The following is a 15,393-nucleotide window of genomic DNA, read 5'->3' as shown; positions in this document are numbered from 1 at the left end:
GCACCGGCGCCCGGGTGCCCCTATGGGTTTCGTCAACCCGTGGGGGCGGGTTGGGGGTCGTAGAAGGTGCCGTCGCGGAGCATCGCGAAGAGCACGTCGGCTCGGCGTCTTGCGAGGCAGAGGAGGGCCTGGGTGTGGTGCTTTCCCTGGGCGATCTTCTTGTCGTAGTAGGTGCGGGAGGCCGGGTCGGCCAGGGCCGCGAACGCGGAGAGGAAGAAGGCCCGTTTGAGCTGCTTGTTGCCTCTCCGGGAAGGGTGTTCGCCGCGGATCGAGGACCCGGAACTTCGGGTCGCCGGGGCGAGCCCGGCGTAGGCCGCGAGGTGGGCGGCGGACGGGAAACTGCTGCCGTCACCGACCTCGATGAGGATCCTGGCTCCGGTCCTGACCCCGATCCCGGGCATGGAGGTCAGGACCTTGGAAAGAGGGTGGGCCTCCAGCAGTTCCTCGATCCGTGCGGAGAGGAGTTTGCGCTGGTCGAGCACGGATTTCAGCTGGTTGGCGAGGCTGGGGACGATCAGCGCGGCCGCGTCGGTGCCGGGAACGACGACGGTCTGTTCGTCGAGGGCGGTGAAGACGTCGTCGACCAGGCGCTCGGCCATCCGCGGCGCTTTGGCCCGGATGAGATTGACCAGCCTGCGGCGTCCGGCCTTCCTCAACTGGGCGGGAGAGCCGAACTGGTCGAGCATCAGCAGCACGGCCGGATGCTGGATGCGTGGGCCCAGGACTCGCTCCAGCGAGGGGTGTATCTGGGTGAGCAGGCCGCGAAGCCGGTTGCTGATGCGGGTCGCCTCGCCGGCGAGGTCGTCGTCGAAGCCCACGATCATCTCCAGCTCGGCGACGGTCTCGTCTTCCAGCTCGATGGTGCGGAGCGTGTGCGGCATGGCGCGGGCGGCGTCCGCGATGATGAACGCGTCGCGGGCGTCGGTCTTGGCCTCGCCGGGGTAGAGGTCGGCGATCCGCCGCATGGTCAGGCCCGGCAGATAGGCCACCTGGCAGCCCGCGTCCCGGGCGACGGTCAGCGGCAGGGCGCCGATGGAGGCGGGCTGGTCGACGACCACGAGCACGGCGCCGTGCTTGGCCTGCAGCTTCTCGAAGAGCTCCCGCAGCTTCGGTTCCCTGTTGGGCAGCCGCTTGTCGAAGGCCTTCTTCCCCGCCGGGGTGACGGCGGTGGCGTGGTGTTCGCCCTTGCCGACGTCCAGGCCGAGGAAGGCGCCGATGTCACTGGTGTCGATCACGTGCGTCCTCCGGTCGAGCGTCCCGGCCTCACCTGCGGCACCAGCTGCCGGCATCCACATTACGAAGAGCCTCCCAAGTCCCGGGGGAACCGGTGGTCATGCCCCTAATCAGCGGTCTGCCAGTGCCTCCGGAACCGGTGACATCACCCCCCAGATCATGGTCAACAGGGGGGACCAGTCATGCCGGAGCCCGGAGGCCGGGAACCCCATTGCGGGGCCGATCAAGAAGGTAATGGGGGACGAGGAGCGCGGTCCCCGCGGCCGGGCGGCCGAGGGTCTCAGGCCTTCGAGGACGCACGGCCGCGGGAGCCAGAGGTCGTCTTCTCCCGGCTCTCCTTCGCCGCCTTCTTGTTGTCTCCGGACTCCAGGCTGGCGTAGAACACGGAGTGGCCCTGCTTGAGGCGCTGGACAGTGCTCCGCGCGACGAGTCCCTCCAGGGTCGTACGCACCACAGTGGTCTTGATGACCCGGTCCGGGTGGGCCTCGCTGAGTGCGGCCGCGATCTCGGCCGCGGAGGACGGCTCCGACTGCTCCGCGAGGTAGGCGCGGATCAGGGCCACGAGGGTCGGCTTGTTCTGCCGCCTCCTGGAGCCACCCGCCGAGCCGCCGGGCAGCCCGTAGTCGTAATCGGTTCCCGAGCTCCGTCGGCCCGCGGACGTCGGAACCTGCTGCATCGGGATACCGCTCTCCAGGGCCTGCTGCATGGTCGCGAGTACGGCGTGATTGTGTTGCAGGGCCAGCAGACGGCCCTCGAGTTCGTCGATCTCGCTCCGAATTCGATCCTGTTCCTGGACGTTCCGTTCGAGATCACTTGCCAACTGGGAGCTGTATTGCGTCACTAGCTCCGTTGTACTCATCTGGGCGTCAGGCATGCCGTGGACCCTCCTAGGTTCGGCTCTCGAGTGAAGGCTCGTGCATAGCGGTTACTGAGGGGGCGTGTACTCAGGTGCTACTCCTGATACTACGCCTTGGCTCTTTGCCTGGCTGTTGCCTGGTGTCACTACCTGGCAAGCGGTCAGGTGTCACCGTCACCCATGAGCCGAACTGAGGGATCCGTCAAGTGATGCCAACTCACTCGGACGGCCCTCCGCGGCGTCACTCCCGACAAGTTGGTTCTGTCATCAATTACCGCGCCATGGCGAATGCAGACCCAACCTCATTCAGTCAGAAGAGTCAACTCATCCCAGTCCGCCCCTGCTGTCTCCTGCCCCCGCGGCACCAGGGCATACGTGCTGGCCAGCCACTGGGCGACCGGCAGGGCCGGGATCTCGAAAAGGGCCTTGTGCCGTGTCTTTCCCACTTCGATCCACACCATCGACTCACCCTCCGGGTCGTACTCCGGCCACACCGCGACGTCACCGTGTCCCACTCTGGCGGTGAGGCCTTCGGTCAGCAGTTCCCGGGAAAAGACCCAGCGCACCGGCTGTTCACCGTCATCGAAGATCAGGGTGACGGCGAACGGATCCCCGGGGCGGAACGAGAACTCGCATCTGATCGGCACGGGCAGCTGCCGGACGACCCAATATGTGATGTCGACGGTGAGGTGGCACTTTCTCATCTGTTACCTCCTAGGACCGAGCGGGATCGCCCGCCGCGCCGGGCTGTGCATTTCCTCGCGGACTGCGTGTTGCTCGACGCATCACGGCTGCTCGGTCATGAAATGGCCGGCTGAAACCACCACCGCGTCGAGGAGGTCGTCGTCCCGGCGACGAACGGGCTGCGTTTCGTACCGCGCGGTTCCCAGCTGTGCCATCGATTCACTTCCCCTTGCTCAAGGCTGAATGCGTCAGACGCACCCGGCACGGACCTCATCATGCTGGTTCGACCGTGCGCTTTCCCATACGTCATCTGACTGTGACGGTCCGCGGGAGCCCTGCGGGCGCCGGACCACCAGCTCCGACCTGCGGGAACGAGTGGATCCGAATGACACCGGCACCGCTGGTACGGCCCTCCGGCGCCCCGATGCGGCCGCCCGGAGCAGCACTGGAAAGTTCGCATCACGTCCTGGGCAGCACGCAAAGAGCAATAACCCAATGCACCACCGGGGTCCTGCATTCCCCGTACGGGGAGATTTCCGGTGAGGCGGATTTCCGGTGAGGCGATATTTCCTTGCCGGCGGTTGGACACCCGGTGGCGTGAGATTGCCGGTGTGACGGGATTCGGTGTCCCGGGCGCAGGCGTGCCCGCCTGAAGTGCAACCCGGACACCGGCGGCAGGACCACCCGGCGCCCGTCCTGGGACCGACCCCTGAACTTGTTCCGCTTTGACGGACACCATCGGTGTGGTGTTCAGGCCGCGAGGGCGGCCTCGTGGTCGGCGGGACTGCGGTAGCCGAGGCTGCTGTGCAGTCGGTGCAAGTTGTACCAGCTCTCGATGCACTCGAAGATCGCGGTGCGGGCGGCGGCCCTGCTCGGCCAGGGCTGGGTGCCGATCAGCTCGTTCTTCAGAGCGGCGAAGAACGACTCGGCCAGCGCGTTGTCCCAGCACTGGCCTGTGCGGCCGACCGACAGCCGAATGCTCAACTTGCATGCCAACAGGGCGAATTCACGGCTGGTGTATTGCCTGGACTCAACCCCTGATCTCGGATGTCCGCCAAAGCGGATCAAGCCCAGTTCAACGGCCCGAACTCATCCGGACAGAAGACGACCTCGGGCTCGCCGTCCTCGGGGATGACCTCACCGTCGGCAATCGCATACAGGTGCTCAACACGGGCCTTCTTGGCGGCGTAGTCGAGATCGCGGGAGGTCTTCCAGGTCTTTATGCGTTGAAACGACACGCCTTCCTCGCGGAGCAGGACTCGAAGGCCCTCGTGGCTGATGTCGTCGACCGCCCCCTCGGCGACCAGGAAGTCGGCCAGCTTGGCCAGGCTCCAGGTCGAAAACGGCAGGCCGTGCTCGGCCGGCTTGGACTTGGCGATCTTCTTGATCTCACGGCGCTCGGCCAGGGTGAACGTTCCGGGCCGGCCACCCTTGTACTTCGGGTAGAGCGAATCGAAGCCGTCGGCGTTGAAGTTGTGGATCACGTTCCGGACCCGGTCCGCGCTGGTGAACGTTACCTCGGCGATCTTCGCCACGGGCTGCCCTGGGCGGACAGCAGCACCATCTGGGCCCGCCGCCAGGTCACCACCGACCCGGTGCCTCTGCGGATGATCCGCAGCAGGCGCCTGCCCTCGTCATCGTCGATCTCCCGAACCTGAACTCTGTTGGCCACGCCGCCAGTGTTCGCTGAACGCGCGGATGGGGAATGGACCCCGATCAGCGCGTCGCGGACTGCAGCGGCACGTGCCGCGACCGGCAACGTTCGCCTTGTCTTGACGGAGTCCGAATCGGTAATCGAACCGTCGACATGTGCGACTGGATCTCGCCCACGACCGGCGAAGGCCAGGATCACGGTAGATCCCGACATCAACAGCCAGCCGGCTACGACCTCGAAGGTCCGCGATCAGCCATGAGTATCCAGGCCGTTGCGGTCGAGTGCTGCTCGGATCTGGCTGAGCCACTCTGTGCCCAGCCGGCGCCCGTTTGGGAGTTGGTCGCCTCGATCCCAGCGCCATGTTGTGATCATCGCCAGCACAAGGATCCGGCACTCGCGCAGCAAGTCCTGATTGACACCCGGATAGTGCTCGCTGACTTCTTCGGGCGCATGGGCGAGGTCGAATTCGACGGGCCCACGGCAACACGTCTCAAGGTCTATGAACAGCAGCCCGTTCTTCGTGGTGAGCACGTTGCCCGGGTGCGGCTCGCCGTGCAGCAGCTGCTCGGCGCTGCCGCGCTCGCCGATCACTCGTCTCAGGCTTCGTAACGTGTCGCCGAGCAGCTCCCGGTCCGCGTCGGCGAGCGCCGGAGTGCGGTCGCGGTTCGCCACGAGTTGTTGAGCCTGCTCGACTCGATCCGTGAATTGCGGCGTCGGGACATCGAGCTTGCGCATGCCGGCATGCAGCCGCTCGAGCGCATGGGCGTAGTCGGCTGGTGAGACCTCTCGAGGTGTCACGGGTTCGTAGTAGGTCCATAGCGTGACCACGAAGCCATCACGCTCATAGACGCGTGGCTCCACTCGAGGCTCGAGAGCAGCCACAGGGCACCCGGATTCGGCGAGCCGCTGAGCAAGCTCGACTTCGAACTGTGCGACCTGATGCGCTACAGGTGCCACCCGGGCCAGGACGTCACAAGGCAGCAGACGCAGAGTGAGCTTGTTCGAGTCATGAAGAACGATCGCGTCGTCGACTGTCAGGTCAAGTGATGAGGCGGTCGACACGGCCGCGGCCACCGCACGCGGGACCTCTGACGCCTGCATCGTCGCCTGGCCCCTCTCCCTTGAGCACTGCCATGACTCTCCAAGCGGTGCAACTTGTGCACCATACCAAGTTGTCGATAGAAAGCCGCGGTGGCGCGACGGGCAGGGCGCGACCGAAGCGGCGATCTGCCCCTTCGGCTGCTCAGCCGACAACCGTCAAACAACGCAAACGATTCCGGTCGCGGAACTGGTTCAGTTAACGAGCAGCCCATCTGAACTGGGCACTCATCACCATGATGACCCGACGCCTGACCCGCAAAAGCCCGCAGACCAGCCAGTGGACGAGGAAAACTCTTGCGTCACGTCGCTGAAAGGCGTTGGACCAGTCATGGCGACGGTGCATCTCTGGGCAAGTGCTCTCCCGAGTCGAGTACATCCGGGATCATGAAGCATGCTCCCGGATGACTGGCAACTCACCGAAGATGTCGACGACTTCCTCGCCCGAGCCGGAGACTTCCTGCGCTCGCGCCCTGCCCTGCACAACACGCCGCTGACGGACATCGAGAAACTGCGAACACGCGGGGCGGACGCACACGGTGCCGAAGCCACCGTCTTCGGCCGACTGGAGTCAGGAGGCGAGGTCCGCGCCATCTTTTATCGCACTCCGCGTGGCTTCCTGAGCGTCACCCCCCTTTCTGCCGAGCAGGTCGGCACCCTTGCCGCTCACCTGGCTGGCCTCGGCCACTCCCCCTCCGGCGTCATCTCGGACCACGACACCGCTACCGCTTTCGCCGAGACATGGCAGCGGCACACGGGCGCAGCGCCGGTACCCTTCTGGCAGACGCATCTTTACCGTCTCGGCACGCTCACCCCACCGCAGCCGCACCCAGAGGGCCGGGGCCGCGTCGCCGGCGAGAAGGACCATGAGCAAGTCGTGTGCTGGTGCCGTGAGTTCTGCGTCGATGTCGCAGAGAACGTCTCCATAGACGCCATTGACGCTGGCTCCTGGGCCGACACACGTTTCGCGGACAAGCACTTCACCTTCTGGGAGACCCCGGACGGCATTCCCGTATCCATGGCGGGCTCGACGTCGATGGTCGGCGGTATGGTCCGGGTGGACCCCGTCTACACCCCGGCCCACCTCCGGGGTCGCGGCTACGCGGGCGCCGTGACGGTCGAGGTGAGCAGGGCCGCGCTGACGGCGGGCGCGACGGACGTCGTCCTGTTCGCGGACCCGACCAATCCCACCAGCAACGCCCTCTATCAGCGCATCGGATACGTCCACGTCGCCGACTTCACCGGGTACAAGTTCTCCTACGGCGCACCAGAAGTCGGCTAGGAACAGACCGACGCAAAACACACCTGCCGCCAGGAAGCTGATCCGCCGACACCGCCCTACCGGTTACAGCAGAGAGGAAGAAAAACACCTTCTTGGAGGGCGTTTATGCATGCTTACTGAGGGATGCAGCTTTTACGCCTGCCCTGTTTTGACAGTGTTCGTCCGGTAGGAGGCAAACGGTCTCCTGCCGGTCAGGAAGTCGGCTGCCCGTCTCGTTCGCATCCGTGCCCGCCTACTTCAAGGGCCTGTCGATGAATTAGTGGGGTGTGTTGCGCTCGCCGGGCATGGATGTCGCGTGCATGACGTAGCTGGCGAGGTCGCTGGGGTCGATCAGGCGGGCGGGGATCGGTTCGGGGCGGTAGCCGTAGTCCTCCAGGAAGGGGCGGACCTGTTTGATCAGGGCTCTCATCTGGTTCTCTCCGATGCGGAAGAGGTAGGCGGTCAGCGAGCGGGACAGGCCGCGCTGGTCGAGGACGGCGGCCCAGATGATGTTCTCCGTGGTGAGTTTGCGGTGCCGGGGCCGCTGCTTGGGCGGCAGGGCGTCGAGGCGTTCGCGGACGCTGATGGTGAGACGGTCCAGGTCGGTGCGCTCGAGACCCGTCAGGAGGGGATGGGTGGCCAGGGTCGCGCCGAAGGTGTGCGCGTGGCGGGGGTGGGACCGGCGGCCGGGCGGATGGAGCGGGACGTCGGGGAGTCCGGGTTGGGGTGGGATGGTGTAGTTCCACTCCCCGTGGAAGGTATCGGGGCGGATGGTCAGGGCGGCTGCGTGCTGCTCGCTGATCTCGATCCCCGTGGGGTAGCTGCCGGTGTCCAGGCGCGCGGTGACGGACAGCCCGGTGCGGGTGGTGGTCGCCGAGATCAGGTTCAGGGCGGTCTCGTAGCTGGTCAGCGGGTGGGCGCGCCAGTTGAGGGAGATGAAGGAGAACAGGCGGTGCTCGACCCGGTTCCATTTTGATGTTCCCGGCGGTAGGTGGCGCACGCTGATCTCGAGGCCGGTCTCGGTGGCGAGGACGGCGAGGTTGGCCTTCCATGCCTTGGCGCGGGAGCTGTTGGACCCACCGCCGTCCGCGGTGATCAGCAGACGCTTCGCGTGCGGGTATGCGGCCCGTCCTTCTTCCCGCCACCAGCGACGCAGGCAGGAGGCGGCGAACGCGGCGGTGTCGTGGTCGGTGCCCACCACGACGAAGCCGGTGTTGCGGCCCAGGTCGTAGATGCCGTAGGGGATCGCGGTGCCGGTCGCGTGTGAGGGGAAGTCGTGGTCGAGGACCTTGACCGGGGCGCCCGGCGGGGCCCACTCGCGCCCAGGCCGGGCGAAGGGGCCGATCAGTTCCTTCTTCTTGGTGTCCACGCTGATCACCGGGTCCCCGGCGTGGAGGAACTCGGCCACCGTGTCGTTGAGGTGCCGGAACTGTGCGTCCCTGTCCCGGTGGTGGCTGCCGGCCAGCACCCGCGCGTTGCCGCGCAGGCTGAACCCGGCCGCCTTCAGCAGGGCCGCGACGGTGTCGCGGCCCGCCTTCCGGCCCTGGGCGGCGAGCTCGTCCGCGAGGCGGCGCAACGATTTCGTCGTCCACGTCAGCGGCTTCATCGGATCGCCCTGCGTGCTGTCTTCGACCAGCTCCAGCAGGGCCGGCATCAGACCCGGGTCCTTTGTCGCCAGGGCGGGGCGGCCCGCCCCCGGCCGTCGCACCCGCCCGTCCGGTTCCTCGCCCGCAGCGAGATCGGCCAGGCCGCGGCTGACGCAGCCCTTCGAGACGCCCGCGGCCCGTGCCACCGCAGCGATCCCGCCGTGCCCGAGTTGCCGGGCCTCCGCGGCGTACAGGATCCGGCGCTGCCGCTCGTTCAGATGCGGCGTCACCGCCTCCAGCTTCTCCTGCAACGACCCGATCGACCCATCGAAGCGCCCCATACCGCATCAACGAGCCCAACTACCGCAAGAGACGCACTAATTCATCGACAGGCCCTTTAAACGCCCTCTCAGTGGGCGTTTAGGTATGGCTTGCGGTGTTGCGTCGTTCTTGCGGCGTGATCTCTTTGGAGTGATTCACGCCCTACGTGCAGTTTCACGGCCTTCCAGGCTCCAGCCTCGGCGCCTATTTACTCCGCATCTCGCACCCAGATTCCGTCTGGTCTATGGACGTCATGGAAACGCCCAGCCGGTCAAGTACCGCTGTCAGCGGTGCTGTTCGTGTAAGAGCCCTTTCGTGAGCCAGCGCAAGCCGTACCCCAGCGACCTGTCCGACGCCCGATGGGCGTTGATCGAACCGACCTTATCCGCCTGGAGGAAAGCCCGACTCGACCGCAGACCCACCGGCCAGCCGGCCCAGGTCGAACTGCGCGATGTCTTCAACGCAATCCTGTACGTCAACCGCACCGGAATCCCCTGGAAATACCTCCCGCACGACTTCCCCAACCACGGCACCGTCTACGCCTACTACGCCGCCTGGCGCGACGAAGGAATCCTCGCCCAGCTCAACTACGACCTCACCGGCCTGGCCCGCGTCAAGGAAGGCCGCAAACCCGAACCCACCGCCTCCGTGATCGACACCCAGAGCGTCAAGACCTCCACCAACGTACCCCTGACCAGCCAGGGAACCGACGCCGCAAAGAAGATCGTCGGTAGGAAGCGGGGCATCATCACCGACACACTCGGCCTACTCCTCGCCGTAACCGTCACCGCCGCAAGCCTGTCGGAAAACGCCGTAGGAATACAACTCCTCGACCAGGCCAAGAAGACCTACCCCACCATCTCAAAGGCGTGGGTCGACACCGGCTTCAAAAACGCCGTCATCGAGCACGGAGCCAACCTCGGAATCGACGTCGAAGTCGTCAAAAGAAACCCCGAAATCCGCGGCTTTCATGTCGTCAAAAGACGCTGGGTCGTGGAGCGGAGTATCGGATGGATCATGATGCACCGCCGCCTCACCCGCGACTACGAGACCCTGCCCGCCAGCTCCGAAGCCATGATCCACATCGCCTCGATCGACAACCTCACCAAGCGCATAACGGACGAGACCACACCAACCTGGCGAGGAACTTACTAGGAAATAAACGGCAATTCGCCTACATCAAACGCCCTCTCAGAGGTCGTTTTCATCGGTGAAGTCTGTTTCATCCCAGATAGCTTCGCCGTCGCGGTGTGACTTCCGAGGCGTCACTGCACCCATGCGGCCGGTGAGATCCCGCGGCAGCCCGAATTGCCAGTCTCACTCCCTGAAGTCCGTCTCGCTCCAAGACGTGCCGTATGGGCGATTGCTCTCGCCTCGTCGCGGACGGGCTTGTCGCATGAGAGGCGAGAGTGCAGTACTGAGGTGCGTTAAGTGGCGTAAATCAGGTGAAAACGACCTCTGAGTGGGCATTTAGGTATGGCTTGCGGTGTTGCGTCGTTCTTGCGGCGTGATCTCTTTGGAGTGATTCACGCCCTACGTGCAGTTTCACGGCCTTCCAGGCTCCAGCCTCGGCGCCTATTTACTCCGCATCTCGCACCCAGATTCCGTCTGGTCTATGGACGTCATGGAAACGCCCAGCCGGTCAAGTACCGCTGTCAGCGGTGCTGTTCGTGTAAGAGCCCTTTCGTGAGCCAGCGCAAGCCGTACCCCAGCGACCTGTCCGACGCCCGATGGGCGTTGATCGAACCGACCTTATCCGCCTGGAGGAAAGCCCGACTCGACCGCAGACCCACCGGCCAGCCGGCCCAGGTCGAACTGCGCGATGTCTTCAACGCAATCCTGTACGTCAACCGCACGGGAATACCCTGGAAATACCTCCCGCATGACTTCCCGAACCACGGCACCGTCTACGCCTACTACGCCGCCTGGCGCGACGAAGGAATCCTCGCCCAGCTCAACTACGACCTCACCGGCCTGGCCCGCGTCAAGGAAGGCCGCAAACCCGAACCGACCGCCTCCGTGATCGACACCCAGAGCGTCAAGACCTCCACCAACGTACCCCTGACCAGCCAGGGAACCGATGCCGCAAAGAAGATCGTCGGTAGGAAGCGGGGCATCATCACCGACACACTCGGCCTACTCCTCGCCGTAACCGTCACCGCCGCAAGCCTGTCGGAAAACGCCGTAGGAATACAACTCCTCGACCAGGCCAAGAAGACCTACCCCACCATCTCAAAGGCGTGGGTCGACACCGGCTTCAAAAACGCCGTCATCGAGCACGGAGCCAACCTCGGAATCGACGTCGAAGTCGTCAACAGAAACCCCGAAATCCGCGGCTTTCATGTCGTCAAAAGACGCTGGGTCGTGGAGCGGAGTATCGGATGGATCATGATGCACCGCCGCCTCACCCGCGACTACGAGACCCTGCCCGCCAGCTCCGAAGCCATGATCCACATCGCCTCGATCGACAACCTCACCAAGCGCATAACGGACGAGACCACACCAACCTGGCGAGGAACTTACTAGTCGCGGACGGGCTTGTCGCATGAGAGGCGAGAGTGCAGTACTGAGGTGCGTTAAGAAATAAACGGCAATTCGTCTACATCAAACGCCCTCTCAGAGGGCGCCTATTTACCGCACCCAGATTCCGTCTGGTCTATGGACGTCATGGAAACGCCCAGCCGGTCAAGTACCGCTGTCAGCGGTGCTGTTCGTGTAAGAGCCCTTTCGTGAGCCAGCGCAAGCCGTACCCCAGCGACCTGTCCGACGCCCGATGGGCGTTGATCGAACCGACCTTATCCGCCTGGAGGAAAGCCCGACTCGACCGCAGACCCACCGGCCAGCCGGCCCAGGTCGAACTGCGCGATGTCTTCAACGCAATCCTGTACGTCAACCGCACGGGAATACCCTGGAAATACCTCCCGCATGACTTCCCGAACCACGGCACCGTCTACGCCTACTACGCCGCCTGGCGCGACGAAGGAATCCTCGCCCAGCTCAACTACGACCTCACCGGCCTGGCCCGCGTCAAGGAAGGCCGCAAACCCGAACCGACCGCCTCCGTGATCGACACCCAGAGCGTCAAGACCTCCACCAACGTACCCCTGACCAGCCAGGGAACCGATGCCGCAAAGAAGATCGTCGGTAGGAAGCGGGGCATCATCACCGACACACTCGGCCTACTCCTCGCCGTAACCGTCACCGCCGCAAGCCTGTCGGAAAACGCCGTAGGAATACAACTCCTCGACCAGGCCAAGAAGACCTACCCCACCATCTCAAAGGCGTGGGTCGACACCGGCTTCAAAAACGCCGTCATCGAGCACGGAGCCAACCTCGGAATCGACGTCGAAGTCGTCAACAGAAACCCCGAAATCCGCGGCTTTCATGTCGTCAAAAGACGCTGGGTCGTGGAGCGGAGTATCGGATGGATCATGATGCACCGCCGCCTCACCCGCGACTACGAGACCCTGCCCGCCAGCTCCGAAGCCATGATCCACATCGCCTCGATCGACAACCTCACCAAGCGCATAACGGACGAGACCACACCAACCTGGCGAGGAACTTACTAGGAAATAAACGGCAATTCGTCTACATCAAACGCCCTCTCAGAGGCCCCGGCCTTGATGTCTCAAGGCAGAGCGACGGCGTTCGACGTCTCCGCGGCCGCCACCACGACGAGGAAGCTGACGGTCGTGGGCGTCGAGGCGGACGTCTTGTTGGCACCCGACCCTTCGAGGTCTCTTCAAAGAAGGGGCAGCACTCGACGCCTTCGACCGTCAACACCCACCACCTGATCACTCGTTGGTGTTGGTGGTGCGAGCCCGCCGCATGGTGACCTCTTGTTACGCCCGAGCCGTTTGAGCTCCTGCGAAGACCGAGGCCCCGTGAGGTGCGCTGGTGCCACGAACGGCTAGTGAGGTGGAGGCACGTCCGCAGAGCGGTTGATGCCTGGGATTAGGTCGCTCGCGTGGCCCGCATGCGCTCGTGACCAGCGCAAACATCTACACATCGGGGAGGGAACACCTTGATCTACTGCGGAATCGACTGGGCGGAACGTACCCATGACGTCGCCCTGGTGGACGACACGGGCGCGCTGGTGGCCAAGCGGCACATCACCGACGACGCGGCCGGCTACAGGATCCTGCTGGAGCTGCTCGCCGAGTACGGCGACACCGAGGAGACCCCGATCCCGGTGGCGATCGAGACCTCCCGTGGCCTGCTGGTCGCGGTGCTGCGGACCGGGAAGCGGAAGGTGTTCGCGATCAACCCGATGGCGGCCGCCCGTTACCGCGACCGCCACTCGGTCTCGCGCAAGAAGTCCGACCCAGGCGACGCCCTGGTCCTGGCGAACATCCTGCGCACCGACATGCACGTCCACCGGCCGCTGCCCCAGGACAGCGAACTCGGACGCGCGATCGCCGTCCTCGCCCGCGCCCAGCAGGACGCCCTTTGGAACCGGCAGCAGATCGCCAACCAGCTCCGTTCCCTGCTGCGCGAGTACTACCCCGCTGCCCTCGACGCCTTCGCCACCTGGACCAACGGCCTGTGCCGCTCGGAGGCCCGCGAACTCCTCAAGGCCGCACCGACCCCTTCTCGGGCCGCGCGGCTGACCCGCACCCAGCTCCAGGCCGCGCTCAAGCGAGCCGGCCGCAAGCGTGGCATCGTCGCCGAGGCCGACCGGCTCCGCGAGGTCTTCCGCGCTGAGTGGGCCCACCAGCCGCCGCTGGTCGAGGACGCGCTCGGCAAGCAGATGCTCGCCCTCCTCATCCAGCTGGAAGCCGCCTGCACCGCCGCAGACGACCTCGCCGAGGCGGTGGAGGAAGCGTTCCCTCAGCACCCGGACGCCGAGATCCTGCTGAGCTTCCCCGGGCTCGGCATCCAGCTCGCCGCTCGGATCCTCGCTGAGATCGGGGACGACCGCACCCGCTTCGCCGACGCCCGCGGACTGAAGGCATACGCCGGCTCCTCGCCCATCACCAGGGCCTCCGGCAAGAAGTCGGCCATCACGCGCCGTTGGGTGAAGAACGACCGGCTCAACCACGCCGGCTATCTCTGGGCCTTCGCCTCACTCCGAGCGCCCGCCGGAGCCAACGCCCACTACCGGCGACGACGCGAGCACGGCGACTGGCACGCAGCCGCTCAGCACAACCTCTTCAACCGCATGATCGGCCAGCTCTACCACTGCCTGCAGCACCGCAAGCTGTTCGACGAGGACACCGCGTTCCCCGCCGAACTCGCCGCCGCAGCTTGACACCTTGGCATCGTGAGGTGTCTGCCTTCATGCCCGCGGCCAGTGTCGATCACCCGATCGGGACCCCCGTTCGACGCACACCCCTCAAGATCGGAACGACAACAACTACTTAGAAAAATCGGGTTGGATGCAGCGAATTTTCGTATCGCTGCGATGGGAGCAGCATTTACTGCTCTCTGTGGCCGGCAGCGGCCCTTCCCGGCTGGGCCGACCCCGGCGGACAGCGACGGCGCCTGCCACCATGGCGAGCAGCGCCACGAGCAGTCCGAACCCCGAGAAGGCGGCGGCGACGCCGAAGCGGGAAGCAGCGGCGCCCAGGGCGACCACCGGCACACTCACCGCCAGGTAGGCCAGGGCGAAGAACCCCGGCAGGAGCTGGGGGTAGCCCTTGGCGATCATCGCCGCCGTCACGGTGCTGGTGGACCCCATGAAGGTCAGGCCGAAGCCCGCACCGGTGATCGCCGCGCCGGAGAAGAACAACAGGGCGTGGGCGGTGTCGTAGCCGATCACGGACACCCCGACCCCGGCGACGAGCAGCGCGCACCCCGTCACCGATGCCGCCCGGTCCCCGAGCCTGCGCAGCAGCATCGGAGCGATGCCGCCGCAGCCCTGCACCACGAGGATGACCAGCGAGGACAGTGCCCTGTCGGTGGTGTGCAGCAGGCCGGCGACCAGGTCGACCCCCAGTGCCAGGTACAGGCCGACGACCGCCCAGCCGGCCGTCACGATGGGGGCCACCCGGAGCAGGATCCCGCGCGGCTCCGCACCCAGCCGCAGCACCCGGGGGCGCCAGGGCCTGAGCCGTTCGGGCGCGATCTGCCAGGCGGGAATCGCCCGCACCAGGGCGAGACCGCCGAGGGACAGGACGGTCAGCACGACGAACGGGGTGACCAGCGGTGCGGGAGCGAACTGGACGGCGAGGCCGGAGAACACCGCGCCCAGCGCGATGCCTGTCGAGGTCGCCGCGCTGTTGGCCGCCGCCGCTGCCTGGTGACTGCGGTCCCGGTGAAGGTCGGCCAGGGCCGAGCCCGCGCTGCTGGTGAGCAACCCGACCGCGACGCCCTGGATCAGGCGGGCCAGGCACAGCGCCCACGCCCCCGTGGCCAGGAGGAATGTCAGGAAGCTGACGACGATGGTGGCCAGTGCCACCACGATCGTCCGTTGGGTGCCCAGGTGCTCGGCCAGGCCCCCGGCCAGCAGCAGGGTCAGGATCGCGCCGAGGGCGTAGCAGGCGTAGACGATCGTCGAAGTGGTCGTTCCGAAGTGCCATTGCTGCTGGTAGAGACCGTACAGCGGAGACGGCGCGCTGCTGGCGGCCATGACCACGAAGACGACGCCGACCACAGTTCGAAAGTGCCAGGGGCGGTGCGGCCGGTGATGCTGGGTGGGGTGCCGGCGCCCCCGGAGCTCGGGGGCGGCCAGCTTGCCGACGTTCATGCTCTTGCCATC

General features: G+C 65.7%; 12 protein-coding genes and 1 pseudogene. 5 read left to right on the top strand and 8 right to left on the bottom strand.

Going from position 1 to position 15,393, the window contains the following annotated elements:
- Positions 1-32: 32 nt before the first annotated feature.
- The 6 genes and pseudogenes from ACKTSN_RS00170 to ACKTSN_RS00145 form a co-directional block, all read right to left on the bottom strand.
- The gene (locus tag ACKTSN_RS00170; protein WP_409467196.1) at positions 33-1,289 is read right to left on the bottom strand and encodes an IS110 family transposase; all 1,257 of its coding nucleotides are present in this window, start codon (positions 1,287-1,289) and stop codon (positions 33-35) included.
- Positions 1,290-1,513: 224 nt separating this feature from the next.
- Positions 1,514-2,053 carry a hypothetical protein gene (locus tag ACKTSN_RS00165; RefSeq protein WP_409467195.1) on the bottom strand — a complete coding sequence of 180 codons (540 nt, stop codon included), beginning with the start codon at positions 2,051-2,053 and terminating at the stop codon, positions 1,514-1,516.
- Between the two features lie 338 nt (positions 2,054-2,391).
- A complete protein-coding gene (locus tag ACKTSN_RS00160; protein ID WP_409467194.1) occupies positions 2,392-2,793 on the bottom strand; it encodes an SsgA family sporulation/cell division regulator in 402 nt (133 codons plus the stop codon).
- Between the two features lie 730 nt (positions 2,794-3,523).
- Complete coding sequence (locus tag ACKTSN_RS00155) at positions 3,524-3,757, bottom strand: integrase core domain-containing protein (protein WP_409467193.1); 234 nt, start codon at positions 3,755-3,757, stop codon at positions 3,524-3,526.
- Positions 3,758-3,846: 89 nt separating this feature from the next.
- Positions 3,847-4,445 (bottom strand): annotated as a pseudogene (locus ACKTSN_RS00150) (helix-turn-helix domain-containing protein); the annotation flags it as partial.
- A 231-nt stretch (positions 4,446-4,676) separates the two neighbouring features.
- Positions 4,677-5,528 (bottom strand): phosphotransferase enzyme family protein, encoded by an 852-nt coding sequence (locus ACKTSN_RS00145; RefSeq protein WP_409467192.1) that lies wholly within the window; start codon positions 5,526-5,528, stop codon positions 4,677-4,679.
- A gap of 391 nt (positions 5,529-5,919) precedes the next feature.
- On the opposite strand from ACKTSN_RS00145, the gene ACKTSN_RS00140 reads away from it, so the two are divergent.
- The gene (locus tag ACKTSN_RS00140) at positions 5,920-6,807 is read left to right on the top strand and encodes a GNAT family N-acetyltransferase (protein WP_409467191.1); all 888 of its coding nucleotides are present in this window, start codon (positions 5,920-5,922) and stop codon (positions 6,805-6,807) included.
- A 256-nt stretch (positions 6,808-7,063) separates the two neighbouring features.
- Here ACKTSN_RS00140 and ACKTSN_RS00135 read toward each other — a convergent pair whose 3' ends face one another.
- Positions 7,064-8,713, bottom strand: coding sequence for an ISAzo13 family transposase (locus ACKTSN_RS00135; RefSeq protein WP_409467190.1), 1,650 nt, complete (start codon positions 8,711-8,713; stop codon positions 7,064-7,066).
- Between the two features lie 295 nt (positions 8,714-9,008).
- Here ACKTSN_RS00135 and ACKTSN_RS00130 point away from each other — a divergent pair, with 295 nt between their 5' ends.
- The 4 genes from ACKTSN_RS00130 to ACKTSN_RS00115 all read left to right on the top strand — a co-directional run bounded on the left by ACKTSN_RS00130 (position 9,009) and on the right by ACKTSN_RS00115 (position 13,944).
- Positions 9,009-9,848, top strand: a complete 840-nt coding sequence (locus ACKTSN_RS00130) for an IS5 family transposase (RefSeq protein WP_409467189.1) — start codon at positions 9,009-9,011, stop codon at positions 9,846-9,848.
- 531 nt (positions 9,849-10,379) lie between these two features.
- Entirely contained in the window at positions 10,380-11,219 is an 840-nt protein-coding gene (locus ACKTSN_RS00125; protein ID WP_409467188.1) for an IS5 family transposase, read from the top strand.
- Between the two features lie 203 nt (positions 11,220-11,422).
- Positions 11,423-12,262 (top strand): IS5 family transposase, encoded by an 840-nt coding sequence (locus ACKTSN_RS00120; RefSeq protein ID WP_409467188.1) that lies wholly within the window; start codon positions 11,423-11,425, stop codon positions 12,260-12,262.
- Positions 12,263-12,717: 455 nt separating this feature from the next.
- Entirely contained in the window at positions 12,718-13,944 is a 1,227-nt protein-coding gene (locus ACKTSN_RS00115; protein ID WP_409467187.1) for an IS110 family transposase, read from the top strand.
- Between the two features lie 105 nt (positions 13,945-14,049).
- Here ACKTSN_RS00115 and ACKTSN_RS00110 read toward each other — a convergent pair whose 3' ends face one another.
- Positions 14,050-15,381, bottom strand: coding sequence for an MFS transporter (locus ACKTSN_RS00110; protein ID WP_409467186.1), 1,332 nt, complete (start codon positions 15,379-15,381; stop codon positions 14,050-14,052).
- Positions 15,382-15,393 lie beyond the last annotated feature (12 nt).

This window comes from Streptomyces flavusporus (assembly GCF_046267975.1).
GTDB lineage: Bacteria > Actinomycetota > Actinomycetes > Streptomycetales > Streptomycetaceae > Streptomyces > Streptomyces flavusporus.
Note: the sequence above shows the minus strand (reverse complement) of the source record. Positions and strands in the feature narration are given on the sequence as shown.